General features: G+C 54.2%; 20 protein-coding genes. 8 read left to right on the top strand and 12 right to left on the bottom strand.

Going from position 1 to position 23,791, the window contains the following annotated elements; genetic code table 11:
* Positions 1 to 23: 23 nt before the first annotated feature.
* Both ybaL and fsr read right to left on the bottom strand, forming a co-directional pair.
* Positions 24 to 1,703, bottom strand: a complete 1,680-nt coding sequence (gene ybaL / locus KQJ18_RS05040) for a YbaL family putative K(+) efflux transporter (RefSeq protein ID WP_042310032.1) — start codon at positions 1,701 to 1,703, stop codon at positions 24 to 26.
* A gap of 225 nt (positions 1,704 to 1,928) precedes the next feature.
* The gene (gene fsr, locus KQJ18_RS05035; RefSeq protein WP_042310030.1) at positions 1,929 to 3,149 is read right to left on the bottom strand and encodes a fosmidomycin MFS transporter; all 1,221 of its coding nucleotides are present in this window, start codon (positions 3,147 to 3,149) and stop codon (positions 1,929 to 1,931) included.
* Positions 3,150 to 3,323: 174 nt separating this feature from the next.
* On the opposite strand from fsr, the gene ushA reads away from it, so the two are divergent.
* A complete protein-coding gene (ushA, locus tag KQJ18_RS05030) occupies positions 3,324 to 4,976 on the top strand; it encodes a bifunctional UDP-sugar hydrolase/5'-nucleotidase UshA (protein WP_121528694.1) in 1,653 nt (550 codons plus the stop codon).
* Positions 4,977 to 5,216: 240 nt separating this feature from the next.
* On the opposite strand, the gene ybaK is transcribed toward ushA, so the two are convergent.
* From ybaK to copA, 3 genes are all read right to left on the bottom strand, one after another.
* Positions 5,217 to 5,696 carry a Cys-tRNA(Pro)/Cys-tRNA(Cys) deacylase YbaK gene (ybaK, locus tag KQJ18_RS05025; protein ID WP_003831056.1) on the bottom strand — a complete coding sequence of 160 codons (480 nt, stop codon included), beginning with the start codon at positions 5,694 to 5,696 and terminating at the stop codon, positions 5,217 to 5,219.
* A gap of 202 nt (positions 5,697 to 5,898) precedes the next feature.
* Positions 5,899 to 6,693 carry a TraB/GumN family protein gene (locus KQJ18_RS05020; protein ID WP_137346930.1) on the bottom strand — a complete coding sequence of 265 codons (795 nt, stop codon included), beginning with the start codon at positions 6,691 to 6,693 and terminating at the stop codon, positions 5,899 to 5,901.
* Between the two features lie 100 nt (positions 6,694 to 6,793).
* On the bottom strand, positions 6,794 to 9,295 hold the full coding sequence (gene copA, locus KQJ18_RS05015; RefSeq protein ID WP_216421575.1) for a copper-exporting P-type ATPase CopA: 2,502 nt from the start codon (positions 9,293 to 9,295) through the stop codon (positions 6,794 to 6,796).
* 109 nt (positions 9,296 to 9,404) lie between these two features.
* On the opposite strand from copA, the gene cueR reads away from it, so the two are divergent.
* Positions 9,405 to 9,815: a Cu(I)-responsive transcriptional regulator gene (gene cueR, locus KQJ18_RS05010; protein WP_069323978.1), complete on the top strand. Its 411-nt coding sequence runs from the start codon at positions 9,405 to 9,407 to the stop codon at positions 9,813 to 9,815.
* On the opposite strand, the gene KQJ18_RS05005 is transcribed toward cueR, so the two are convergent.
* Genes KQJ18_RS05005 through KQJ18_RS04990 form a run of 4 tightly spaced genes read right to left on the bottom strand, consistent with a single transcriptional unit; the run spans position 9,812 to position 14,035 of the window.
* Positions 9,812 to 10,528, bottom strand: a complete 717-nt coding sequence (locus tag KQJ18_RS05005; RefSeq protein WP_069323979.1) for a DUF3142 domain-containing protein — start codon at positions 10,526 to 10,528, stop codon at positions 9,812 to 9,814. The genes cueR and KQJ18_RS05005 overlap by 4 nt on opposite strands.
* Complete coding sequence (locus tag KQJ18_RS05000; RefSeq protein ID WP_185655555.1) at positions 10,498 to 12,642, bottom strand: hypothetical protein; 2,145 nt, start codon at positions 12,640 to 12,642, stop codon at positions 10,498 to 10,500. The genes KQJ18_RS05005 and KQJ18_RS05000 overlap by 31 nt, the downstream gene beginning before the upstream one ends.
* Positions 12,643 to 12,662: 20 nt before the next feature.
* Positions 12,663 to 13,121: an NfeD family protein gene (locus tag KQJ18_RS04995; RefSeq protein WP_085047615.1), complete on the bottom strand. Its 459-nt coding sequence runs from the start codon at positions 13,119 to 13,121 to the stop codon at positions 12,663 to 12,665.
* Positions 13,118 to 14,035 (bottom strand): SPFH domain-containing protein, encoded by a 918-nt coding sequence (locus KQJ18_RS04990; protein ID WP_216421573.1) that lies wholly within the window; start codon positions 14,033 to 14,035, stop codon positions 13,118 to 13,120. The genes KQJ18_RS04995 and KQJ18_RS04990 overlap by 4 nt, the downstream gene beginning before the upstream one ends.
* A gap of 402 nt (positions 14,036 to 14,437) precedes the next feature.
* On the opposite strand from KQJ18_RS04990, the gene fetA reads away from it, so the two are divergent.
* Complete coding sequence (gene fetA / locus KQJ18_RS04985; protein ID WP_085047614.1) at positions 14,438 to 15,115, top strand: iron ABC transporter ATP-binding protein FetA; 678 nt, start codon at positions 14,438 to 14,440, stop codon at positions 15,113 to 15,115.
* A complete protein-coding gene (fetB, locus tag KQJ18_RS04980; RefSeq protein ID WP_137351069.1) occupies positions 15,102 to 15,881 on the top strand; it encodes an iron export ABC transporter permease subunit FetB in 780 nt (259 codons plus the stop codon). The genes fetA and fetB overlap by 14 nt, the downstream gene beginning before the upstream one ends.
* Before the next feature lie 78 nt (positions 15,882 to 15,959).
* Here the strand turns inward: fetB and KQJ18_RS04975 are convergent, their stop codons facing one another.
* Genes KQJ18_RS04975 through tesA form a run of 3 tightly spaced genes read right to left on the bottom strand, consistent with a single transcriptional unit; the run spans position 15,960 to position 18,298 of the window.
* Complete coding sequence (locus KQJ18_RS04975) at positions 15,960 to 16,814, bottom strand: co-chaperone YbbN (protein WP_253297449.1); 855 nt, start codon at positions 16,812 to 16,814, stop codon at positions 15,960 to 15,962.
* A gap of 58 nt (positions 16,815 to 16,872) precedes the next feature.
* Positions 16,873 to 17,643 carry an SDR family oxidoreductase gene (locus KQJ18_RS04970; RefSeq protein WP_150344751.1) on the bottom strand — a complete coding sequence of 257 codons (771 nt, stop codon included), beginning with the start codon at positions 17,641 to 17,643 and terminating at the stop codon, positions 16,873 to 16,875.
* Positions 17,644 to 17,671: 28 nt separating this feature from the next.
* Positions 17,672 to 18,298, bottom strand: coding sequence for a multifunctional acyl-CoA thioesterase I/protease I/lysophospholipase L1 (tesA, locus tag KQJ18_RS04965; protein WP_121529995.1), 627 nt, complete (start codon positions 18,296 to 18,298; stop codon positions 17,672 to 17,674).
* Here tesA and ybbA point away from each other — a divergent pair.
* The 4 genes from ybbA (at position 18,266) to KQJ18_RS04945 (ending at position 23,760) form a co-directional block, all read left to right on the top strand.
* On the top strand, positions 18,266 to 18,952 hold the full coding sequence (ybbA, locus tag KQJ18_RS04960; RefSeq protein ID WP_038638411.1) for a putative ABC transporter ATP-binding protein YbbA: 687 nt from the start codon (positions 18,266 to 18,268) through the stop codon (positions 18,950 to 18,952). The genes tesA and ybbA overlap by 33 nt on opposite strands.
* Complete coding sequence (ybbP, locus tag KQJ18_RS04955) at positions 18,949 to 21,363, top strand: putative ABC transporter permease subunit YbbP (protein ID WP_216421569.1); 2,415 nt, start codon at positions 18,949 to 18,951, stop codon at positions 21,361 to 21,363. Before ybbA ends, ybbP begins: the two co-directional genes overlap by 4 nt.
* 187 nt (positions 21,364 to 21,550) lie before the next feature.
* Entirely contained in the window at positions 21,551 to 22,684 is a 1,134-nt protein-coding gene (locus KQJ18_RS04950; RefSeq protein WP_085047611.1) for a porin, read from the top strand.
* Positions 22,685 to 22,929: 245 nt separating this feature from the next.
* Positions 22,930 to 23,760: a MetQ/NlpA family ABC transporter substrate-binding protein gene (locus KQJ18_RS04945; protein WP_038638419.1), complete on the top strand. Its 831-nt coding sequence runs from the start codon at positions 22,930 to 22,932 to the stop codon at positions 23,758 to 23,760.
* Positions 23,761 to 23,791: the final 31 nt, after the last annotated feature.

The following is a 23,791-nucleotide window of genomic DNA, read 5'->3' as shown; positions in this document are numbered from 1 at the left end:
GTAGCGCCATCCGGCACGTAATATTAACTGGCAGTAGCAACGTCGCCGGCAGGTGGCGTTTCAATCAGCTCCAGCATAGTGCGGGCGATTTCACGCTCGCCCATGACGACCTGATTGGCCCCGCGGTCGGTAATATATTCCACTTCATCGTCATAATGCGCGCGGGCGATAATCTCAATCGACGGGCACTTTTCGCGAGCGGAAGCGACGATTTCACCGGCTTCATAGCCGTTTGGAATTGTCAGCAGCAGCCAGCGCGCGCAATCCAGATGCGCCAGATTCATAATCTCTTCGTTGGCGGCATTTCCCAGCACCGCGCGGATCCCGCGCTCACGCAGTTCATCCACCCGCGTACGTGAGGTTTCGATAACCACCAGCGGAATCCCGGCAGCCATCAATTTTTCACCCAGCAGACTCCCGACGCGGCCAAAGCCTACCAGCAGGGCGTGATTGCAGATATCCACCGGAATTTGTTTCTCTTCTTCGATGGCTTCTTCCAGCGTCTGCTCTTCCAGCGTTTCGGTTTTCGCGAGATATTTTTCTAACACCGCGAACAGTACCGGATTGAGCATAATCGACAGAATAGCCCCCGCCAACACCAGATTTTGCCCGGCCTGCGGTAACAGGTTTAGCGCCATTCCCAGACCCGCCAGGATGAAGGCAAACTCACCAATCTGCGCCAGGCTGGTGGCAATGGTGAGCGCTGTACGTTGGGAGTGGCCAAACAGGCGCACGAGGAAATAAGCGGCAACGGATTTACCAAAGACGATAATCGCCAGCGTACCCAGTACCGCCAGCGGTTGCTGGATCAAGATTAACGGATCAAACAGCATCCCAACGGATACAAAGAACAATACGGCGAACGCATCGCGCAACGGCAGGGTGTCATGTGCCGCACGGTGGCTCAGTTCGGATTCGTTCAGCACCATGCCAGCGAAGAACGCGCCCAGAGCAAAGGAGACATCGAACAATTCCACTGCGCCAAACGCGATACCTAATGCCAGGGCAAGGACTGACAGAGTAAACAGCTCTCGTGAACCGGTGGCGGCGCTACGCGCCATGATCCACGGTACCAGGCGACGGCCAACCAGCATCATAATGGCGATAAACGCCACCACTTTACCAATGGTAATGCCCATATCGACGGCCAGCGATGCAAAGCCGACATCTTCTTTTTCCAGCATTCCGGCGACGGCGGGCAGAAGAACCAGCGTCAGCACCATCATCAGATCTTCAACAATCAGCCAGCCTATAGCAATTTGCCCGCGCTGGCTGTCAATAAGCTGCCGTTCCTCAAGCGCACGCAGTAGCACTACGGTACTGGCGGTTGAAAGACACAGTCCAAAGACGATACCCACCATTAGCGACCAGCCCATCACCGCTGAAAGCGCCATACCCAGTAGCGTCGCCACAGCTATCTGGGCAATCGCGCCGGGAATGGCGATGGACTTTACCGCCATCAAATCCTTCAAGGAAAAGTGTAGCCCCACGCCGAACATCAGCAGAATTACGCCAAGCTCCGCCAGTTCAGGCGCGAGTTTGGTATCAGCAACAAAACCAGGTGTAAATGGACCGGCCAGAACGCCCGCTAACAGATATCCCACCAGAGGAGAAATACGTAGTTTATTGGCAATCATGCCTAATATAAAAGCGAGCACAAGGCCGCCGACAATGGTGGTGATAAGCGGGGTGGCGTGATGCATTCCGTCTCCTTTGGTTGCTGTGTTGATCCTGAAAACCTAAATTCCGAGTAATAGTTTATGACAATTTTAATGTTTATGTTTATGAATAATTATTGAATTTTGATGAAAACGGGATTTTAGACGTAAAAAAGCACGGATCGGAAAACTACAGGGGTATGCGGGGAGTAAAGGCTGATGGTCTCTGTAAGTGAAGACGGCCAAAGTTTACTTTTGGCCGTCAGAAAATCAGGCTTTATGTCGGTTATCAGGTAAGAATATGGTCAGTATCCCCAGAAGTGGCAGGAAAGCACATATTTTATAGACCAAATCAATACTGGTATGGTCAGCAATCAGCCCTAAAACCGCGGCTCCCAAGCCGCCCATGCCAAAGGCAAACCCGAAAAATAGCCCAGAAACCATGCCGATACGACCCGGAAGCAGCTCCTGCGCGTAGACCAGAATGGCAGAAAAGGCAGATGCGAGGATAAAACCAATGATCACGGTTAAAATCCCGGTCCATTCCAGCGTTGCATAGGGTAAAACGAGGGTAAATGGCGCTACGCCGAGGATAGAGCCCCAAATAACATATTTTCTGCCAATCTTATCACCTAACGGTCCACCAATTACGGTCCCGGCTGCAACGGCAAACAGGAAGGCAAACAGATGAAACTGGGCGTTTTGTACCGATAATCCGAATTTTTGCATCAGATAAAAGGTGTAATAGCTGCTGATGCTCGCCATATAGAAATATTTGGAGAAAATCAGCACCAACAGAATGCTAACCGCCAGTACCACTTTATTACGCGGTAATGGATTAACAATAGTGACTTTCGGTTTTCCTTTGCTCATCCGATGCTGCGCGGCATACCAACGGCTGATTTGCGCCAGAACCACAATCGCTAATAACGCGGCCAACACAAACCAGGCTACATTACCTTTACCATATGGCGCGATGATGACAGCCGCCAGCAAGGGCCCGAGAGAGCTACCGAAGTTGCCGCCAACCTGGAAAATTGACTGGGCGAGGCCATGACGACCGCCGGAAGCCATTCGCGCCACGCGGGATGACTCCGGGTGAAACACCGATGATCCCGTACCGACCAGCGCCGCGGCGAGTAATACCATATGGAAACTGCCTGCCATGGCCAGCAATACGAGCCCGCTTAGCGTGAAGCACATACCAATAGGCAGCGACCACGGCATTGGATATTTGTCCGTCCAGTAGCCGACAACCGGCTGAAGCAGCGAGGAGGCGAGCTGGAAGGTTAGCGTAATCATCCCGATCTGCATAAACGTCAGCGAGAACTCTGACTGCAAGAGCGGGTAAATCGCCAGGATCAGCGACTGGATCATATCGTTTAGCAGATGAGAGAGACTGATCGCCCCTAAAATGCCAAATGAGGTGCGTGCTTTAGCAACCGACGCTGACGCGCCAGCCACTGGCGGGGTTGGTTCACTTATTGCCATAGAAAGTCACTTCTGTTTGGGTTGCGATTATGAGGGTAATCTATTTTGTTATTATTACCTGCCTAACATACCTGCGGAAGGTGTTTGAAGGAAGTCTCATTTCTGAAAACATTTTCGACTATTATTTCATATCATTGTAATTTCAGTCGTTGATTTTGGCTCAGGGAGAGAAATATGAAGTTTTTAAAGCGGGGCGTGGCGCTGGCGTTATTCGCCGCATTTGCGCTGGCAGGTCAGCCTGCGCAGGCGTACGAAAAAGATAAAACCTACAAAATTACCATTCTGCATACCAACGATCATCACGGCCACTTCTGGCGCAGTGAATATGGGGAATACGGGCTGGCGGCGCAAAAAACGCTGGTGGATGGTATTCGTAAAGAGGTGGCGGAAGAAGGGGGAAGCCTGCTGCTGCTTTCCGGCGGCGATATTAACACCGGCGTACCGGAATCCGATCTTCAGGATGCGGAACCTGATTTTCGCGGCATGAACCTGATTGGCTATGACGCGATGGCGGTTGGCAATCACGAATTTGATAACCCGCTAACCGTGCTGCGCCAGCAGGAAAAATGGTCCAAATTCCCGTTTCTCTCGGCCAATATCTATCAGAAAAGCACCGGCGAGCGGTTGTTTAAGCCGTGGGCCATCTTTAAGCGTCAGGATTTAAAAATTGCCGTACTCGGTTTAACCACTGACGATACGGCGAAAATTGGTAACCCGGAGTTTTTCACCGATATCGAATTCCGTAAACCTGCCGATGAAGCCAAACTGGTCATCCAGGAACTCAATATGGGTGAAAAGCCAGACATCATTATTGCGACCACCCATATGGGTCATTATGACAACGGCAATCACGGCTCGAACGCCCCTGGCGACGTAGAGATGGCGCGTAGCCTGCCGGCGGGTTCGCTGGCAATGATTGTGGGTGGTCACTCACAGGATCCGGTGTGTATGGCCTCGGAAAACAAGAAGCAGGTTGATTACGTACCGGGCACGCCGTGCGCGCCAGATAAGCAAAATGGCATCTGGATTGTCCAAGCGCATGAGTGGGGGAAATACGTGGGCCGGGCGGATTTTGAGTTTCGTAACGGCGAAATGAAAATGGTGAACTACCAGCTCATCCCCGTCAACCTGAAGAAAAAAGTGACCTGGGATAACGGTAAAAGTGAGCGCGTACTCTACACCCCGGAAATTGCTGAGAATCAGCAAATGCTCTCGCTGCTGACGCCATTCCAGAATAAAGGTAAAGCGCAACTGGACGTGAAGATTGGTAGCGTCAATGCGCGCCTCGAAGGTGATCGTAGCAAAGTTCGTTTCGTACAGACCAATATGGGGCACCTGCTGTTGGCTGCGCAAATGGCGCGGACCAGCGCTGACTTTGGCGTGATGAGCGGTGGCGGTATTCGTGATTCCATTGAAGGCGGCGATATTACCTATAAGAGCGTGCTGAAGGTGCAGCCGTTCGGCAATATTGTGGTGTATGCCGACATGAGCGGGAAAGAGGTGATTGACTACCTGACCGCCGTGGCGCAAATGAAGCCGGACTCCGGGGCTTATCCGCAGTTTGCCAACGTCAGCTTTGTGGCGAAAGACGGTAAACTTAACGATCTGAAAATCAAAGGCGAACCGGTTGACCTGGCTAAAACTTATCGCATGGCAACGCTGAGCTTCAACGCCACCGGCGGCGATGGCTATCCGCGAATTGATAACAAGCCAGGCTATGTGAATACCGGGTTTATCGATGCGGAAGTGCTGAAAGAGTACGTGCAGAAAAACTCACCGCTGGATGCCAGTACGTATGAGCCGAAGGGCGAGGTGAGCTGGCAGTAACAGGGCTATTTTGTTCGCCATTTTGAACGCGGGCAGTGCTCGGACAAAACTCACAGAGTTTTGAACGCCCATCAGGGCGGCCCGGAGGGGGAGCGTAGCGAATAATCCTCACGTACTACATGTACGCTCCGGTTCCTGCGCGCTGGCCGCGTCCAAACTGCCTTCACCAATGACGCCCTGTAGAGTATTCGTATGTAGGCCTGATTTGCGTAGCGTCATCGGGCACCATGCTAAAACCGCTTAATCCCGGCGGGCGATGTCGGCGAACTTCGCATCCAGAATTTTCGCCAGATCGCCGGCTGCCAGTTCGATATCCAGCCCGCGTTTGCCACCGGAGACATAAATGGTGTCAAACGTTTGGGCTGGGGCGTCGATGAGCGTCGGCAATCTTTTTTTCTGTCCCAGCGGGCTGATACCGCCTACCAGATACCCCGTTGTTCGCTGCGCAACCATTGGATCGGCCATATCGACCTTTTTGGCCCCTAACGCTTTAGCGACTTTTTTAAGATCCAATTGACCCGCCACCGGCGTGACGGCAACGGCCAGATGCTTCATATCGCCATTTACGGCAACCAGCAGCGTTTTGTAAACCTGGTCTGCATTCAGCCCTAACTTGCGTACTACTTCGTCACCAAAGTTTGTTTCGGACGGATCGTGATCGTAGGTGTGGATCTGGAAAGAAATTTTGTTTTTTTCGAGTAATTTAACGGCGGGTGTCATAGCAATTTTTCCTGGCCCAGACAAAATACGAGACAAGCATACGCCTGATGGCGGTCTAAAAAATAGTACCATCTTGCGCAATAGTATTGGCAGGATGATGACTTTGAGCGACAATCGACCTACACCGATGCTTTAAGCACCGGGATCATAATAATGATGAAATTCCTCTTTGACGGGCCAATAGAAATATTGGCCATTTTTTTTACCGTAACATCTCCGGCAAATTACCTTCTCCGTACAGATGCAGTGCGCCTACGGCCACCACATAATGGCCGGCTGGCATCGCCCTGAGTCGATCGCGCCAGGCGACATTGCGCTGATGCATCAATACGTCATATAACGACTGGCTGAAAGTATTAGGAAGCGTCAATTCGCTATTGCGCGGCGGCGTTTTAAGCCACCAGCCCATCATTTGTTGCAACAACCTGGCGTTGGTATGCCAGTGCGTCAGGGTATCATCCAGAAGAGCCTGGCCATTATCGGGTAACTGGCATAGCAACTCGATTTGACTGGATGAACCTTCCAGCTCGATCACCGGTTTGTGAGCCTGTTTTGCCGCTTTCAGCAGTTGGTAATCAATCCCGTATTCCGCCCGCAACCCCAGCTGTTGTGCCTGCGTCGCCTGTAATACCATGGCTATTTGCCACAAAGGTTGCGTCGATAACAGGGAAGGGGAAATGCCCAATTCATTGGTGACTTTACGCAGATTATCTAATTGCTCTTCACTGATGCGTTCTTCCAGGGCGGCAAAGGTCGGAAGATTAGCAAATGGCGCGTCATCGCCGGAAACATCGGCTTCGACAATCAGCGCATCAGCACGATTGAGCTTTTTGAGTAATTTGGCAGGCAGAGGCGCCATATCACGGCTACCCATGTGAATACTGCCAATCAGATGAAAATGGCGGTTACCGGGTAAAGAGATGTCAATGGCGGGCCAGGTATAGTGGTTGCCGCGCAGTGCAGACCATAATGTTTTTACCCGGTATAACAAATCCATACGACCTCCCTAAGTGGACTTCCATGCTAGCGCGTGGTCCGGGAAGGTGCAACGCGTGAATTGCCGGATAGCGCGGTTGATAGCGCCATCCGGCAAAGGCTTACTCTTTCGGTTTGAAGCGTAGCAGACGGTTAGCGTTGCTTACCACGGTAATGGAGGAGAGCGCCATCGCCGCGCCGGCAACCACCGGGTTGAGCAGCGTTCCGGTGAACGGCCACAGGATCCCGGCAGCAACGGGGATACCGATGCTATTATAGATAAACGCGCCGAGCAGGTTCTGCTTCATGTTGCGCAGCGTTGCCCGTGAGATAGACAGCGCATCCGCAACGCCCATCAGGCTATGACGCATCAGCGTAATCGCGGCGGTTTCAATCGCCACATCGCTGCCGCCACCCATGGCAATCCCTACATCGGCCTGCGCCAGCGCAGGCGCATCGTTGATACCGTCACCGACCATGGCAACCTGACGTCCCTGGCTTTGCAGACGCTTAATCGCCTCGGCTTTGCCGTCCGGCAGAACGCCCGCAATCACCTCATCAATACCTGCCTCTTTGGCAATGGCGTTGGCGGTCGTTGGGTTATCACCGGTGAGCATGACCAGACGATACCCGGCGCGATGCAGACGCTGCAGGGCCGCCACGCTGTCGCTACGCAGTGGATCGCGCACCGCTAACAGCGCCGCCGCTTTACCGTCAATCGCCAGCAGTACCGGCGTTGTCCCTTGGGAGGCTTGAGCGGTAATCTCAGCTTCCATTTCAGTGGTATCTACCTGCTGTTCATTGAGCAGCGCCTGGTTTCCCAGCAGCAGCATGTGACCTTCCGTTTCGCCACTGACGCCCAAACCGCGTAGCGTACGGAACCCGTTGACCTGCGGCAACGTGACATCACCGGCTTTGTCCAGAATCGCCCTGGCCAGCGGGTGACTGGAACCCTGTTCAAGGGCCGCAGCCAGGCGAATCGCCAGCGCTTCATCGGTATTGCCAAACGTTTTGATGGCGACAACCTGTGGCTTACCTTCAGTCAGCGTCCCGGTTTTATCAAACACAATGGTATCGAGCGTACTGGCGCGCTGCAGCGCATCGGCATCGCGTACCAGTACCCCAAACTCAGCGGCGCGCCCAACACCGGAAATAATCGACATTGGCGTCGCCAGGCCCAGTGCACAAGGGCAGGCAATAATCAGAACGGTGGTGGCAATCACCAGCGTATAGACAATTTGTGGCGCCGGTCCGAAGAAATACCAGATAGCTGCGCTAACCAGCGCAATAACGACCACCACAGGAACGAATACCGAGGAGATGCGGTCAGCCAGTTTGCCAATCTCCGGTTTACTGCTTTGCGCCTGGCGCACCATGCGAATAATGCGCGACAGCGTGGTATGGCTGCCTACGGCGCTGGCGCGGAATAGCACGCTGCCGTCCTGTACGACCGTACCGGCGTGGACGCTATCGCCTTCGCCTTTTTGTTGCGGGATCGGCTCCCCGGTCAGCATGGCTTCATCCAGCCAGGCTTCGCCCTGAGTGATTTCGCCATCGACCGGAACCCGGTCGCCGGTGGTCAGGCGCAGCAACATTCCCGCCTGAACGTCAGCCAGCGGCACACTCTTTTCACCTTCATCGGTGACGACGCGTGCGGTTGGCGGTGTCAGATCGAGCAGTTTTTCCAGCGCTTTGGAGGAGCGTTGGCGAGCCCGCGCTTCCAGCATATGTCCGAGGTTAATCAGACCGATAATCATCGCACTGGCTTCATAATAAAGGTGTCGCGCTTCCATCGGAAACCACTGCGGCCAGAGGTTGACGCTCATGGAATAGAGCCATGCCACCCCCGTACCCAGCGCCACCAGCGTATCCATGGTCGCGGTGCCATTCATCAGGCTTTTCCACGCATTGCGGTAAAAGTGACCGCCGGCGAAAACCATCACGGCAAGCGTTGCCAGACCAATCGCCAGCCACAGGCTGCGGTTGTCGTCACTCACCATCATGTTATCACCAATCATTCCCCACACCATGACCGGAATACCCAACAGCAGCGCGACGGCTGCCTGCCAGCGAAAACGTTTCATGGTCGCAACGGCGGTTTCCTGCTGGCGCTCGCGGCGCTTCGCGTCATCGTCTATAGCTTCAGCGCCGTAGCCCGCTTTTTCCACCGCCTGCACTAAATCTGCGGCGGACGCACTGCCCATTACCAGCGCAGTACGTTCCGCCAGGTTTACCCGTGCCTGGGTGACGCCGGGTACGCTTTGCAGAGCATTTTGTACGCGGGTCACACAACTGGCGCAGCTCATGCCGTTTAACAGCAACTGTTGGCTGTCATCATCAGCCGTAGCTGCCGGAAGCTCGGAAGGGACCGCTGCCAGTGCTTCCGACGGGATTGATGACTCCGTCAGCGGTTTAGCCTTTGGGTGGCTTAACTCCGCGCCGTAACCGGCTTGTTTGATGGTTTCAATCAGCGCTTGTGCACTGGCGCTCCCGGTGATGTGCGCTTCAGTCACAGTGACATCCGCTTGCTCAACGTCCGGGCGTTGCTCCAGACTCTCTTTAACGCGTTTTACGCAGTGACCGCAGGACAGGCCGTCCAGGGTTAGATCGATTGTTTGAGACATAACTAATTTCCTCTATGAATGGTCGGTTACTTATTGACCTTGGCAATCGTTTTGACTAACTGTTATAAAGGTTAAACCTTCCATCAAGGGGAAGGTCAAGGGAGAAGAGATGAATATATCCGATGTTGCTAAAAAAACCGGTTTAACCAGCAAAGCGATACGCTTTTATGAAGAAAAAGGGTTAGTGACGCCGCCGCTGCGTAGCGAAAATGGCTATCGTACATACAACCAACAGCATCTGAATGAACTGACGCTGCTGCGTCAGGCGCGGCAGGTTGGTTTTAACCTGGAAGAGTGCGGTGAGCTGGTAAACCTGTTTAACGATCCGGCGCGTCACAGCGCGGACGTAAAAAAACGCACATTAGAAAAAGTCGCGGACATCGAGCGGCATATCAGCGAGCTACAGGCCATGCGCCTGCATTTACTGGCGCTGGCGGAGAGTTGCCCTGGCGATGACAGCGCCGAATGCCCGATCATGGATAATCTTTCTGGCTGCTGTCATCACAAAGCGAAGGTTTAACGGCGAGGGGGATTAAGCATAAACACCACCGTGCCGCGGTACCACGGGGATTTCTCCAGCTGCGCTTCAGCCTGCAGATCCCGGCTACCGTTTTGCACCAGTCCCAGCTTAAATGGAATGCGCAGGCGGCTGAGCGCAGGCAGATACGCCTGGTAATTCGGCACCGTGCGCCGTCCCTGATAGCTCTGCACTACCAGTTCATCAACCGCCAGCGCGTTTAATGTGGCGACGTCGCCCGTTTTGGCCCAATCCAGTAGTCCGGTCACGCCAAGCGCAAACTCGGCCGGTAGCTGTTGGCGTAGCTGCTGTAGAAAACGGGCGTAATCGGTTAGCTGGTGGGTCGCCGCGTCAAAATCAACCTGCAGGCCGATGACGTGGTTGCCAGCGTTCTGCCAGCGTTGCATCAGCCGTATGATACGGGCAGGAATCACCTCCGGCACGTCGAGCGTGGTAAAGCGGACCGTCAGCCAGATTGAGGGAAAAGTCAGTCGACTGACCGGCAGTCCCAGGCGCTGGAAAACCACGTTACCCGACCGAACCAGCACCTCGCCCTGATGCAGATAGACCGTTTGCGCGTTTTTCAGCTCGTCACTGGCTTTCACTCCGGACCACAGCCAGAAGGCCGGATGGTCACGCGCGGCGACGATATCCGCCGCCTGTGCCTGGCCCACCAGTAGCGCGGTTACCAGTAATATTTGAGTTTTTGCGCCCACGGGCTTCCCGGATACTGCGTTTTCAGTTGGGTGAACCAGCCCTTACGCTGCTGTTTATCCACGTCTTCACCGCCACATTCGTTAGAGCCAGATGGCGCATAGCACATGATGGCGCGATACAGTGCGAAGCTCTTATCTTCGACTTCCGCGGTGGGTGAGGTGATTATCTGCTGATAGTAGCTTTGCCTGTCGAACTGGCCGAACGGTTGCTTACGAGAAATTGCGGCTTCAAGCACATCGTTGCCGGTGCTGTTTTTCCAGAGGTCGACATGCGTTTGCGTGGTACGGAAAAATTCACCTAAACAGTTCAGTGCGTGGGCATCATCCGCTTTTTTGCTCAGGACCGTTACCGTTTCATTGAGGCTGCGACAGGTGTAACCGGCCTGAGCCGCATCGCCGTTCCAGTCAAAAGTGCTCAGGTTGACGTCGTTAAACGCCTCGTCAATGACCGGCGGCGTGATGTCGCTGACAAGCTTTTTATCGTTTAACCAGTCGCCAAAACGATTCTCGGTAAGATCCCGTACCAGCAGCGTATGCAGGGCGATGGTACGCTCTTCGTTATTGGGCCCATGGACGGCCTGCTGGCGCAGTTGTTCCAGTGTGGCCTGTGTTTTCAGCACCTGCGAGCGAAAGCGCAGGTTGGTCACGGCGCTTTCCGGGGCGAAGATTGCCGCTACGTCACCGCTATAAACCAGCGTGGCGGCGAGCTTAGCCTGTACATACTGCCGCTGTTCGTTGTCCTGGCTGACTTTCAGCAACTGCTGCCAGAAATCACGCGCCGCAGCCCAATTCTTCTGGCCCATCAGCGCTTCGCCGTACAGCACCTGCTCGCTGAAGGCCAGCGTATCGCGCGGTGCCAGTTTTTGCGCTGGCGCGACCGCCTGGATAATCGCCGCATAGTTGCCCGTCGCCAGCCACAGATTCAGTTGCAGATCGCGCCACAGCGGCAGTTTTTGGCTCTGCTCAAACACCGGCTTGCTGGCGTCGAGTTGCGCCTGGGTCAGCGTGGGTTTGTTATCGCTATTCAGACGCAGCGCGCGTAACAGTTCGATGTAGCTGACTCGCGGCGCATCGGGGAAGGCTTCCAGCACGGATTGCTCGTAGAACGCCATGCCGTAGACATTATCGTATTCGATGACAATTTTACGCAGCTGCTGCGCGTCAGCCGCTTGCTGGATCGTCTGCTCATACAACCCGGCCAGTTGCGGCCACGCCTGTAAATACCAGTTAATACGACGCAACATACCGCGGGTGGAGTCGGCGTATTGCCCCTGCGGAAAGCGTTGCAAATAGGCTTGCGCCAGAATCTGAGCCTGAGAGGCGTCCTCGCGGTTAATTTTAGCGATGTCAAAATCGCCATATTCGCCCACGCTGTTCTGACTGCTCTTGTTCAGCGCCGTACGCATCAGCATGTATTGCGCGGTCTCCGCCAGCCACGGGCGATCGCTCTTAGCGAGCTGAGCGAAATCCCGTTCGGCACTGGCATAATCACCCGCATAGAAGCTGGCGGCTGCCGCGAGATAACTTTTGTAGTGTTGAGCTGGCGAATCCGCCGGGAGAGTGGCGAGAGATGACTCAATCTGTTCACGGGTCGCGTCAGAGTACAGCCCCATACGCGCTTGCGCTAAGGCCTGGCGTTGCTCTGCTGTTAACGCGGCATCGGCCAGCAGTGCGGCAAAATACTGGCTGACGCTCTCGGTATTATTCGAAACATGACGGTTCTCATGCTCAGCGTCGTTGAGATTGGCTTCATCCGCATTAATGTTCAGCTCGGCCATCTGTCGGGAGAGGGGGCTATCTTCAGCGGATACCGGGGCAGAGGCTGGTTGTGGGGCTGTTTCATCCCATTGCGGATGATACGCAAAATAGAAATCGCGGGAGCGGGTGATATCTTCAGGCATCGACTGCACGGGCAGATCAAAAGCTTTTTCCTGGCTCAGCAGCCGCAGCAGGTTGTCGCGGCTGTCGTTTTCCGGGTTAAAGGTCGGCGTTCCTTTCAGCAGGCAGCTGTCGTCGCTCCATTTGCAGTCTTCCATATCGAAGGAGGCGAATGCCTGAGGCGTGCCAGCCAGCAAAGAACAAAGGGCAACGGCGAGAGACGTCTTCCTGATCATAGTCTGAATTCCTGTCTATTTTAGTGTGGTACCGCTTTGATAATCAGGGTAATTCCCTCAACGGCAATGACTTCAACCTGCGTTCCCGCGCTCAAATCGTCGCGGGCGCTGACGGGCCACGAACTGTCGCCGACGCGCATATGTCCGCGACCATTGACCAGGGCGCTTTCCAGAATAAATCGACGGCCAACCAACTGCTGACCGCGCTGGTTAAGATGGCTGTCGGCTGGTTTCTGCTCTTTCACGCGTTTTGCCAGCCACTTCCACCACAGCCAGGCCGCCAGCAGCGTGAGTACAGCAAACATCGCTCCCTGCCACGCCCAGTCGAGCGGGACGAGCCAAACTACCAGTCCGGTTAGCACCGCTGCCACGCCGCTCCATAGCAAATAACCGTTGCCGCCCAGCATCTCGGCGGCGAGCAACAGACCGCCGAGGCTGAGCCAGAAGATGTGCGGATGTACCAGAATCATCGCTATCATGATTTTTTCCGCTCGCTGACGCTGTCCTTAACCAGTTCCGCGATCCCGGCAATGGAGCCCATCAGGCTGCTGGCATCCAGCGGCATCATCACCACTTTGCTGTTATTCGACGAACCGATATGCTGCAACGCTTCGGTGTATTTCTGCGCCACGAAGTAGTTCACGGCCTGGATATCCCCGGCGGCAATGGCTTCAGAAACCATCTGCGTTGCGCGGGCTTCTGCTTCCGCGGAACGTTCACGCGCTTCAGCCTGTAAAAACGCGGACTGACGTTCACCTTCCGCTATCAGGATTTTCGACTGCTTCTCACCCTCCGCCTTGACGATTTCCGCCTGGCGGATACCTTCGGCTTCCAGAATGTAGGCGCGCTTGGTACGTTCGGCTTTCATCTGCGCGTTCATGGCGTCAATCAGTTCCGCCGGTGGACGCACGTCACGAATCTCAATACGGGTGATTTTGATGCCCCAGGGATTGGTGGCCTCATCAACAATATGCAGCAGGCGAGTGTTGATGTTGTCACGCTGGGAGAGCATTTCATCAAGCTCCATCGAGCCGAGAACGGTACGAATGTTGGTCATGGTCAGGTTGATGATTGCCAGTTCGAGGTTACTGACTTCATATGCCGCTTTCGGCGCGTCGATCACCTGAATAAAGCACACAGCATCAATCGAGACGTTGGCGTTATCTTTGGAGATGACTTCCTGAGAGGGGATATCAAGCACCTGCTCCATCATGTTGATCTTACGACCAATACGATCCATGAACGGCACAACAAGGCTTAACCCTGGTTGCAGAGTTTTGGTGTAACGTCCGAAACGCTCCACCGTCCACTGGTATCCCTGTGGGACGATTTTGACGCCTGCGCCGACGATGACCAGCGCGACAAAAATAAGAATAGGAATAAAAATGAGCATTGATGAAACCTCCTGTTGTGCTGTCCTTTACTGCTTCATTAGTCAAATTATACCCGATTAATCAAGGTGGCTCCCCTATAATAAATTACAGGAATATACCCTTCATACTTCAAGCTGCATGTGCGTTAGCTACGTTATTCGGCCCATCCTTGGGCCTCGCCCCTGCGGGGCCGCTGTAAGCAGCGTTCAAATCTGCTCCCGGCAGATTTGTCGTTCACTCCAGTCACATAGTTAGCTATGCTCCTGGAGATTAATGAGGGACATCCATGTCCCTCACCGAAGGCCAGCCTTTGGCTGTTCAAATTCGTTCCTGACGAATTTGTCACTCACTTGCCGCCTTCATGCAACTCGAATTATTTTGGGTATAGACTGTCTGCACGAAAGAGGAAAAAAGGATCGATAATGGAAGAAAGCAGCATTTTGCTTCAGTTGAAAAATGTCGCATGGCAGGCAGGGGCGACGCAGGTTCTCAATAACATCTGTTTTAATCTCGATGCCGGAGAATTTAAGCTGATTACCGGCCAGTCCGGCTGCGGTAAAAGTACGTTACTGAAGATAGTGGCGTCGTTAATTAGCCCGAGTTCCGGTGAAATCCTTTTTGAGGGCAAGGAGATATCAACGCTAAAGCCTGAAGCTTATCGCCAGCAGGTCTCTTATTGCGCGCAAACGCCCGCTTTGTTTGGTGACACCGTCTACGACAACCTCATTTTTCCCTGGCAAATTCGCGATAAACGCCCGGAACCGGATGTATTTCTGGAAGACCTGGCCCGTTTTGAGTTGCCCGAGAGTATCCTCAAAAAAGGGATCAATGAACTGTCCGGCGGGGAAAAACAGCGCGTCTCGTTAATTCGTAATTTGCAGTTTCTGCCTAAAATCCTGCTGCTTGATGAAATCACCAGCGCGCTGGATGAGTCCAACAAACGTAACGTGAATGAATTAATTCACCACTATGTTCGCGACAAGAAAATTGCCGTGCTGTGGGTGACGCACGATAAAGATGAGATTAATCACGCGGATAATGTCATAACTCTTCAACCGCACGCCGGAGAAATGCAGGAAGTCAGCAATGAACGAGCATAATATTACCAATGAATCACTGGCGTTAGCGATGATGCTGGTGGTGGTCGCCATACTGATCAGTAACAAAGAAAAGCTGGCGCTGGAAAAAGATATTCTCTGGAGCGTTTGCCGGGCGGTGGTTCAGCTTATTATCGTCGGCTATGTGCTGAAATATATTTTCGGCGTCAATCACAGCATTCTGACCTTATTAATGGTGCTGTTTATCTGTTTTAACGCCGCCTATAACGCGCAAAAACGCAGTAAATATATTGATAACGCTTTTCTCTCGTCGTTTATTGCCATTACGGTTGGGGCGGGGTTGACGCTGTCGGTACTGGTGTTGTCCGGCTCTATCGAGTTCACGCCGATGCAGGTGATCCCAATTTCCGGGATGATTGCAGGCAATGCGATGGTAGCGGTGGGGCTGTGTTACAACAATCTGGGGCAGCGGTTTAACGGTGAACAGCAGCAAATCCAGGAAAAGCTCAGCCTCGGCGCGACGCCGAAGGTTGCTTCCGCGCCGCTGATTCGCGACAGCATTCGCGCCTCGCTGATCCCGACGATCGATTCTGCCAAAACCGTGGGGTTGGTGAGTTTACCGGGGATGATGTCTGGGTTGATTTTTGCCGGTATTGACCCGGTAAAAGCGATTAAGTATCAGATTATGGTGACGTTTATGCTGCTTTCGACCGCCAGCCTGTCAACCATTATTGCCTGCTACCTGACCTATCGGAAGTTCTATAATTCACGCCACCAATTAGTCGTAACGCATTTGAAGAAGACGTGATGTGATGCCGGAGGGAGCGGTATTTGTTGAATTTCCAGGCCCGATAAGCGCAAGCGCCATCGGGCAAAATCAAACGGATTAGTACAGCAGCGCGTACAACTGGCGGCGGTATTTCGAGGCCAGCGCATCGCCGGTTCCCAGCGCGGCAAGGATCTCCTGGAATGTCTTACTCGCCTGACCGTCGGCAGCGGTAAGATCTTTCTTCAGGTGGCTGAACAGCAATTCCAGCGATTCTTCGTTACGTCCGACCTGATGGAGTTGAATGGCTAATTGCGTGGCCAGCGCGGCATCCTGCGGGTTGCTGGCAACCTGTTGCTGCAACTGTTGGATTTCCGGCGTATCCGCCGCCTGCTTCAGCAGTTCAATCTGTGCCACCAGCCCCTGATAACGGGTATCCTGATCTTGTAACTGAATCGTTTTCAGCACCGCTTCGGCATCGTCAGAACGATTGAGGGCGATTTGCGTTTCCGCCAGCAGCAGGCCGATTTCGCTGCTCTGGTTGGAGATTTGCCAGGCTTCTTTCAGCAGCGGCAGCGCATCCGCGTGATTACCGGCTTCGATAAACTCGATAGCCTGGCGTGCTTTCAGCTCTTCTTCGCTCGGCAGCACTTTCTCCAGCAGCGCGCGAATAACCTCTTCTGGCTGCGGACCCTGGAAGCCATCTACCGGCTGACCGTTCTGGAACAGATAAACCGTTGGGATCGCGCGCAGTCCAAACTGGGAGGCGATCATCTGTTCCGCGTCGCAGTCGAGCTTAGCGAGAATAAACTGACCATTATACTGGGCGGCAAGGCTCTCCAGCACCGGCGTTAATTGCAGACAATGCTGGCTGCGCTCAGACCAAAAATAGAACAGGACCGGTGTGGTCATCGACTGTTCAAGGGTCTGCTGCAGGTTCGATTCATTAATATTAACAATATTCTGTGTGGACATGGAGTTACTCTCTTTTGTCGATTTCTTGTTACATGGGGGCTGACGCGCGAGCTTCAACTCAACCCTGTAAAATTTTGTCCATTATGCGGCCTGGCAGCAGGCGTTTAAGCAGCATAATGGCCCAGGTCACCAGCGTAACCGGATAACGTAGCTTCGGTTTGTCGCTTTCGAACGCGTGACGCACTTTGGCGACAACCGCTTGTGGTCCCAGCGTAAACCGCGCGGCAATGCCGGGATTTTCCACGGGGGCATCGCTTTGCGTCTGGTTGACGTTTTCGGTAAAACGGGTGCGGATGGGGCCCGGTTCAATCAGGCTGACCTTAATCCCACTGTGACGCAGCTCCATACGCAGCGCGTCGGACCAGGCTTCCAGCGCATATTTACTGGCGGCATAGGCGCCACGTCCCGGTGTGGAGATCAATCCCATTACCGAGGAGGTCATCACGATGCGTCCTTCGCCGTGAGGTAGCATGGCGGGCAACAGGCGCATGGTGAGCTGATGCGCGCCAAAGAAGTTGGCGGAAAACTGCTGCTCCATCTGCTCGCGGCTAATCGTGGGCAGTGGGCCGTAGACGCCGTATCCGGCGTTGTTAAAGATCCCATATAAACGATTATCGGTCAGGGCGATCACCTCATCGGCGGCGCGATCCACGCTTTCGGGTGAATCCAGATCCAGCAATACGCCGGTGAATCCCATGCTGTTCATACGCGCGACATCGTCAGGTTTGCGGCAGCCGGCCAGAATTTGAAAACCCTGGCGCTTTAGCTCAAGTGCGCTTTCCAGGCCGATTCCGCTGGAACATCCTGTTATTAAGACCGATTTTTGCATAACTTTACCTGTCAGGATCTCCGTTGAATTACGAGTCGTGATTAACTAGAGGAGTGAGATGTTGCGCCATCCAGTCGGCAATAAACGGCTGGGCGTCACGATTAGGGTGAATACCATCATCCTGCATCCACTGGGGTTTCAGATAAACCTCTTCCATAAAAAAGGGCAGCAGAGGGATATCAAACTCTTTGGCGAGCTTTGGATAAATCGCGCTAAAGGTTTCATTATAACGGCGACCGTAGTTTGCCGGCAGACGAATTTGCATTAATAGCGGTTCGGCATTTGCCGCTTTCACGTCCTGCAAAATCATGCGCAGGGTTTGTTCGGTTTGCGCAGGCGCAAAGCCGCGCAGGCCATCGTTGCCGCCAAGTTCGACCAGTACCCAACGCGGCTGGTGCTGCTTGAGTAATGCAGGCAGACGGGCCAGGCCCTGCTGCGAGGTGTCGCCGCTAATGCTGGCATTCACCACCGGCGTTTTGGTTTGCCATTTATCATTAAGTAGCGCAGGCCATGCGGCGCTGGCGGACATACGGTATCCGGCGCTCAGGCTGTCACCCAGAATTAATAACGTGTCCGCAGCGGCGGCGCGGAAAGTTAACAGGACCAGGAACAGGAAAGGCCAATGCCAGCGGAAAACATTGTTGAAGTTCATCATCTTAAGAAATCCGTCGGTCAGGGTGATCATGAGCTATCCATCCTTACCGGAGTTGAACTGGTTGTCAAACGCGCCGAGACCATTGCGCTGATTGGCGAGTCGGGATCGGGGAAATCCACGCTGCTGGCGATCCTCGCCGGGCTGGACGATGGTTCCAGCGGTGAAGTGAGTCTGGTGGGGCAGGCGCTACATACCATGGATGAAGAAGCCCGGGCGCAGTTGCGGGCAAAACATGTGGGATTCGTTTTCCAGTCATTCATGTTAATCCCGACCCTGAACGCACTGGAAAACGTCGAACTGCCCGCGCTGTTGCGTGGTGAAAACAGCGGAAAAAGCCGCGACGGGGCCAAAACGTTGCTGGAGCAACTTGGGCTGGGAAAACGTCTGGATCATCTTCCGGCCCAGCTTTCCGGCGGGGAGCAGCAGCGCGTGGCGCTGGCACGGGCCTTTAACGGGCGTCCGGATGTGCTGTTTGCCGATGAGCCGACGGGCAACCTCGATCGCCAGACCGGAGACAAAATTGCCGACCTGTTGTTTTCTCTGAACCGGGAACACGGCACCACCCTGATTCTGGTGACGCATGACCCGCAGCTGGCGGCGCGTTGCGATCGGCGCTTACGTCTGGTGAATGGACAGTTGCAGGAGGAGGCATGATTGCCCGTTGGTTCTGGCGCGAATGGCGCTCGCCTTCATTACTGATTGTCTGGCTGGCGCTGAGCCTGGCGGTAGCCTGCGTACTGGCGCTGGGCAACATCAGCGACCGTATGGAAAAAGGGCTGAGCCAGCAAAGCCGCGAGTTTATGGCGGGAGATCGCGCGCTGCAAAGTTCACGTACCGTGCCGAAAGCGTGGATTGACGAGGCGCGGCAGCGGGGGTTGAAAGTCGGCGAGCAGCTGACTTTTGCGACCATGACTTTTGCCCGTGACACGCCGCAGTTGGCGAACGTCAAAGCGGTAGATGATGTGTATCCGATGTACGGCACGTTGCAGACCAATCCGCCGGGGCTGAAACCGCAGCCGGGTTCGGTGTTGCTGGCCCCACGCCTGATGGCGCTGCTCAATCTAAAAATCGGTGATTCTATTGACGTCGGAGACGCCACGCTGCGCATCGCCGGCGAGGTGGTGCAGGAGCCAGATTCCGGTTTTAATCCGTTCCAGATAGCGCCGCGCCTGATGATGAGCATGGCGGATGTCGAAAAAACGGCGGCGGTCCAGCCGGGAAGCCGCGTGACATGGCGCTATAAATTTGGCGGAACGCCGCAGCAACTGGACGCGTACGAAAAATGGCTGTTGCCGCAGCTAAAGCCTGAACAGCGCTGGTACGGGCTGGAGCAGGATGAAGGCGCGTTGGGGAAATCACTTGAACGTTCACAACAGTTTCTGCTGCTGTCGGCGCTGTTAACGCTGCTGCTGGCGGTCGCTGCGGTTGCTGTGGCGATGAGCCATTATTGCCGCAGCCGTTACGATCTGGTGGCTATACTGAAAACCCTCGGCGCGGGCAGAGCGCAACTGCGTAGGCTGATTGTTGGTCAATGGTTGATGGTGTTGGCGTTGTCTGGCGTGACCGGTGGGCTTTTCGGGCTGTTATTCGAGCACGCGCTGGTGGTGTTACTCAGGCCGGTCCTGCCCGGCGATCTGCCGCCCGCCAGCCCCTGGCCGTGGCTGTGGGCCTTAGGCACCATGACGGTAATTTCGCTGTTGGTAGGGTTGCGTCCTTATCGGCTACTGCTGGCGACGCAGCCGCTACGTGTGTTACGCCGTGACGTGGTGGCAAACGTCTGGCCGCTGAAGTTTTATTTGCCGGTGGTATTGGTTGTTGTGGTCGTCCTGCTCGCTGGACTGATGGGGGGAAGCCTGCTGTTATGGGCTGTGCTGGCCGGTGCGGTAGTACTGGCGCTGGTGTGCGGCGTGCTCGGTTGGATGCTGCTTAACGTGCTGCGTGGTCTGACGCTCACCTCGCTGCCGCTGCGTTTAGCGGTCAGTCGACTGTTGCGCCAGCCGTGGTCAACGCTCAGTCAACTGTCGGCATTTTCACTTTCCTTTATGCTGCTGGCGCTGCTGCTGGTGCTGCGCGGCGATCTGCTCGATCGCTGGCAGCAGCAAATGCCGCCGGAAAGTCCAAATTATTTCTTGATCAACATTGCCAGTGAGCAGGTTGTACCGCTGAAGTCATTCCTGTCGGAACATCAGGTGATCCCGGAATCGTTCTATCCCATTGTACGTGCGCGTCTGACAGCCATTAATGATAAGCCGACCGAAGGCAATCAGGATGAGGCGCTTAACCGCGAACTTAATCTGACCTGGCAGGATACCCGCCCGGATCATAACCCGATAACTGCCGGAAGCTGGCCGCCAAAAGCGAGTGAAGTGTCGATGGAAGAAGGGCTGGCGAAGCGGCTAAACGTGAAGCTCGGCGATCGGGTGACCTTTATGGGCGATACCCAGGATTTCAGCGCCACGGTCAGCAGCCTGCGTAAAGTGGACTGGGAAAGCCTGCGGCCTAACTTCTTCTTTATTTTCCCTTCCGGGGCGCTGGACGATCAGCCCCAGAGCTGGTTAACCAGCTTTCGTTGGGAGAACGGCAACGGCATGTTGACGCAGCTTAACCGCGAATTCCCGACCATCAGCCTGCTGGATATTGGCGCAATCCTCAAACAGGTGGGCCAGGTGCTGGAGCAGGTAAGTAGAGCGCTGGAAGTGATGGTGGTGCTGGTTACCGCCTGCGGCATGTTGTTGCTGTTGGCGCAGGTTCAGGTGGGGATGCGTCAACGTCATCAGGAACTGGTGGTCTGGCGCACGCTGGGAGCAGGCAAGAAATTGCTGCGTACCACGCTGTGGTGCGAGTTCGCTATGCTCGGGATGGTCGCCGGGCTGGTGGCGACCATCGGTGCGGAAACCGCGCTGGCTGTATTGCAAACCCGCGTATTTGACTTCCCGTGGGAGCCAGACTGGCGACTGTGGGTTGTGTTGCCGCTTTGTGGGGCATTGCTCCTCTCTTTATGCGGCGGATGGCTCGGTTCACGACTGCTTAAAGGTAAAGCGCTGTTCCGTCAGTTCAGTAATTAATTCCTGCCAGTGATGATTACGCACCGGTTTTTTAAATCGGTGCGTTTTTTTATCTATGTAGCACAAATTGATAACCCCTTGATATTTAACAGCACAGAACAATAAAAACCCAACAACACGAGTGTATTAATAAACGTTAATATTTGTATGCTTAATAATTGGCAGGCTATCTATCAAGGTACAAATAATGACTATAAAAAAAACGGCGCTGGCGGTATCGATCGGCGCAGCAGTGGCATTAACGACTTTCGCTTCCCAGGCGGAAATCACGGTCCTGAAACAAGATCCGCAGGCGGGCGATCCGCTGAGCCGTCTTAACTTCACCGTCGGCGGGAGTATTCGTCCGCAGTTCCAGAATATGGCCGGTGACGATGGTAAGAATGGCTACAAACGTAATGGCTTCGACGGCGGGACGCGTTTCCGCTTCGCCGCAGACTACTATCTGTTTGATGATATCAGTTGGGTGAGCTACTACGAGCTGGGCGTTAACTTCCCGGCCATGTTCAACTGGGATAATCACTACGCTGACGGCGCCAACGATACCACGCGTCGTATGCTGTACACCGGTCTGAAGAGCGCGACCTGGGGTACGCTGACCTTCGGCCAACAGAACAGTATTTACTATGATGTGGTCGGGGCGAAAACGGATATCTGGGATTACGATATGATCGGTCAGGCCCCAGGTAATGGTATCAATGGCGACTATGACGGTTCCTATCGTACACGTAAATCGTTGAAGTATAAGAAAACGGTGGGGGATGTTGATCTCTACGCATCTTATCTGTTCAGCGATGATTACAACCCGAACAACGGCCTGCGCTACAAGCGTAAAGGCGGCGGCTCGTTGGGTGTGGATTATCACATCACCGATGACCTGACCTGGGGTACGGCGTGGAACTACACCCGTGCGGAAATGCGTGGCGACACCAGCAAAACCTACGATCAAAACATCGTCGGTACCGCACTGAGCTGGAAACCGGACAACTGGACCTTCTCAATGGGCGGCGGCTGGTATCAAAACTTCATGACCACCAAAAAAGTTTCGGTTAACGACTACTTTGCCGGTGATGCCTGGGGTCTGGAATACTTCGCGGGTTATACCTTCCCGATTGGTCAGTATGCGCTGAAATCTGTTCAGCCGTACTTTATGGGCGATCGTATCGAATACGTGAATGGTCGTAACTATCTGCGTACCGACAACGGTGTGGGTATCAGCTTCCAGTTGGATTACGGTTTCCGTGTGGATTACGAACACGTCTTTACCTCCAGCACCGACAACCTGGGCGATATGAACCTGGTGCGTCTGCGTTACGACTTCTAAGTCAATTTTCCTTCCAAAGCCGGGTAGCCAGGGCGTTATCCGGTTTTTTACTCTCCGTTGCCGAAAAACGCATAAGCACCTTCCTTGCACATTCAACGACATACTTCGCAACATCATGAAATAATTTCAAGGACAGCGGGTTGTGATCTGTGTCATGTTAGAAATCTGCCTGTTATCAGGCCAACGAGAACAACGCCGCATGAACGGCGTGAGACATGACACCACAACGTTAAAATGGAGAAAATATGGGATTGCGTCAGAGTTTACGCGTCGCGACCGGGGCGCTGTTACTGGCCTGCGGCTTACAATTTGCTCATGCGAACAGTGACCCGCATACCATCGTGTTTGGCGTCGCGCCTGGACCGTACGGCGATATGGTGAAACAGGCTATTGCCCCTACGCTGAAAGAGAAAGGCTATAAGGTGGTGGTGCGCGAATTCAGCGACTACGTGCAGCCGAATATGGCGCTCTCCAACGGCAGCATTGATGCCAACCTGTTCCAGCACTCGCTCTATTTTGACAAATTCACCGCCGATAAAGGACTGAAGCTGAGCAAGCTGATTGTGGTCCCGACGGCCGGGATGGGGTTTTACTCGCACAAAATCAAAAGCCTGGATGAGTTGAAAAAAGGGGATGTGATCACGCTGTCCAACGATCCGACCAACCTGGCCCGCGGTCTGCGTTTCCTGCAATCCATTGGCCTTATCACCATCAAAGACAATATCGATCCCACGAAAGCCTCCGAGCGTGATATCGCCAGCAACCCGAAAGGGCTGGTGTTTAAACCCTTGGAAGCGGCGCAACTGCCGCGTACTTTGGACGGTGTGACCGGCGCGCTGGTCAACGGTAACTTTGCCGTGGCGGCAAAACTGGATCTTTCCAGCGCCATCAAGCAAGAGCATCTGGATGAAAACCTGAAAAATATCATTGCGGTACGCAGTGAAGATGCGGATAAACCGTTCGCGAAAGATATTGTTGAAGCGGTGAAGTCTCCGGCTTATCGCGCGGTGATCGACGATCCGCAAAACATCTACAGCGCTTTCCAGAAACCGGAATGGATGTCGGCAGCCCAATAATCGCTGCATGCAAGGGTTAACAGGGGCAGCG

Origin of the sequence: Citrobacter sp. S55_ASV_140, assembly GCF_018919505.1 — a bacterium.
GTDB lineage: Bacteria > Pseudomonadota > Gammaproteobacteria > Enterobacterales > Enterobacteriaceae > Citrobacter > Citrobacter werkmanii.
The sequence above is the reverse complement of the archived record's forward strand: the minus strand, read 5'-3'. Positions and strand labels throughout refer to the sequence as shown.

What these genes read in the sequence shown, in the direction of transcription:
- ybaL (WP_042310032.1), bottom strand. Translation starts at nt 1,703, where the DNA reads ATGCATCACGCCACCCCGCTTATCACCACCATTGTCGGCGGCCTTGTG.
- fsr (WP_042310030.1), bottom strand. Translation starts at nt 3,149, where the DNA reads ATGGCAATAAGTGAACCAACCCCGCCAGTGGCTGGCGCGTCAGCGTCG.
- ushA (WP_121528694.1), top strand. Translation starts at nt 3,324, where the DNA reads ATGAAGTTTTTAAAGCGGGGCGTGGCGCTGGCGTTATTCGCCGCATTT.
- ybaK (WP_003831056.1), bottom strand. Translation starts at nt 5,696, where the DNA reads ATGACACCCGCCGTTAAATTACTCGAAAAAAACAAAATTTCTTTCCAG.
- KQJ18_RS05020 (WP_137346930.1), bottom strand. Translation starts at nt 6,693, where the DNA reads ATGGATTTGTTATACCGGGTAAAAACATTATGGTCTGCACTGCGCGGC.
- copA (WP_216421575.1), bottom strand. Translation starts at nt 9,295, where the DNA reads ATGTCTCAAACAATCGATCTAACCCTGGACGGCCTGTCCTGCGGTCAC.
- cueR (WP_069323978.1), top strand. Translation starts at nt 9,405, where the DNA reads ATGAATATATCCGATGTTGCTAAAAAAACCGGTTTAACCAGCAAAGCG.
- KQJ18_RS05000 (WP_185655555.1), bottom strand. Translation starts at nt 12,642, where the DNA reads ATGATCAGGAAGACGTCTCTCGCCGTTGCCCTTTGTTCTTTGCTGGCT.
- KQJ18_RS04995 (WP_085047615.1), bottom strand. Translation starts at nt 13,121, where the DNA reads ATGATAGCGATGATTCTGGTACATCCGCACATCTTCTGGCTCAGCCTC.
- KQJ18_RS04990 (WP_216421573.1), bottom strand. Translation starts at nt 14,035, where the DNA reads ATGCTCATTTTTATTCCTATTCTTATTTTTGTCGCGCTGGTCATCGTC.
- fetA (WP_085047614.1), top strand. Translation starts at nt 14,438, where the DNA reads ATGGAAGAAAGCAGCATTTTGCTTCAGTTGAAAAATGTCGCATGGCAG.
- fetB (WP_137351069.1), top strand. Translation starts at nt 15,102, where the DNA reads ATGAACGAGCATAATATTACCAATGAATCACTGGCGTTAGCGATGATG.
- KQJ18_RS04975 (WP_253297449.1), bottom strand. Translation starts at nt 16,814, where the DNA reads ATGTCCACACAGAATATTGTTAATATTAATGAATCGAACCTGCAGCAG.
- KQJ18_RS04970 (WP_150344751.1), bottom strand. Translation starts at nt 17,643, where the DNA reads ATGCAAAAATCGGTCTTAATAACAGGATGTTCCAGCGGAATCGGCCTG.
- ybbA (WP_038638411.1), top strand. Translation starts at nt 18,266, where the DNA reads ATGCCAGCGGAAAACATTGTTGAAGTTCATCATCTTAAGAAATCCGTC.
- tesA (WP_121529995.1), bottom strand. Translation starts at nt 18,298, where the DNA reads ATGATGAACTTCAACAATGTTTTCCGCTGGCATTGGCCTTTCCTGTTC.
- ybbP (WP_216421569.1), top strand. Translation starts at nt 18,949, where the DNA reads ATGATTGCCCGTTGGTTCTGGCGCGAATGGCGCTCGCCTTCATTACTG.
- KQJ18_RS04950 (WP_085047611.1), top strand. Translation starts at nt 21,551, where the DNA reads ATGACTATAAAAAAAACGGCGCTGGCGGTATCGATCGGCGCAGCAGTG.
- KQJ18_RS04945 (WP_038638419.1), top strand. Translation starts at nt 22,930, where the DNA reads ATGGGATTGCGTCAGAGTTTACGCGTCGCGACCGGGGCGCTGTTACTG.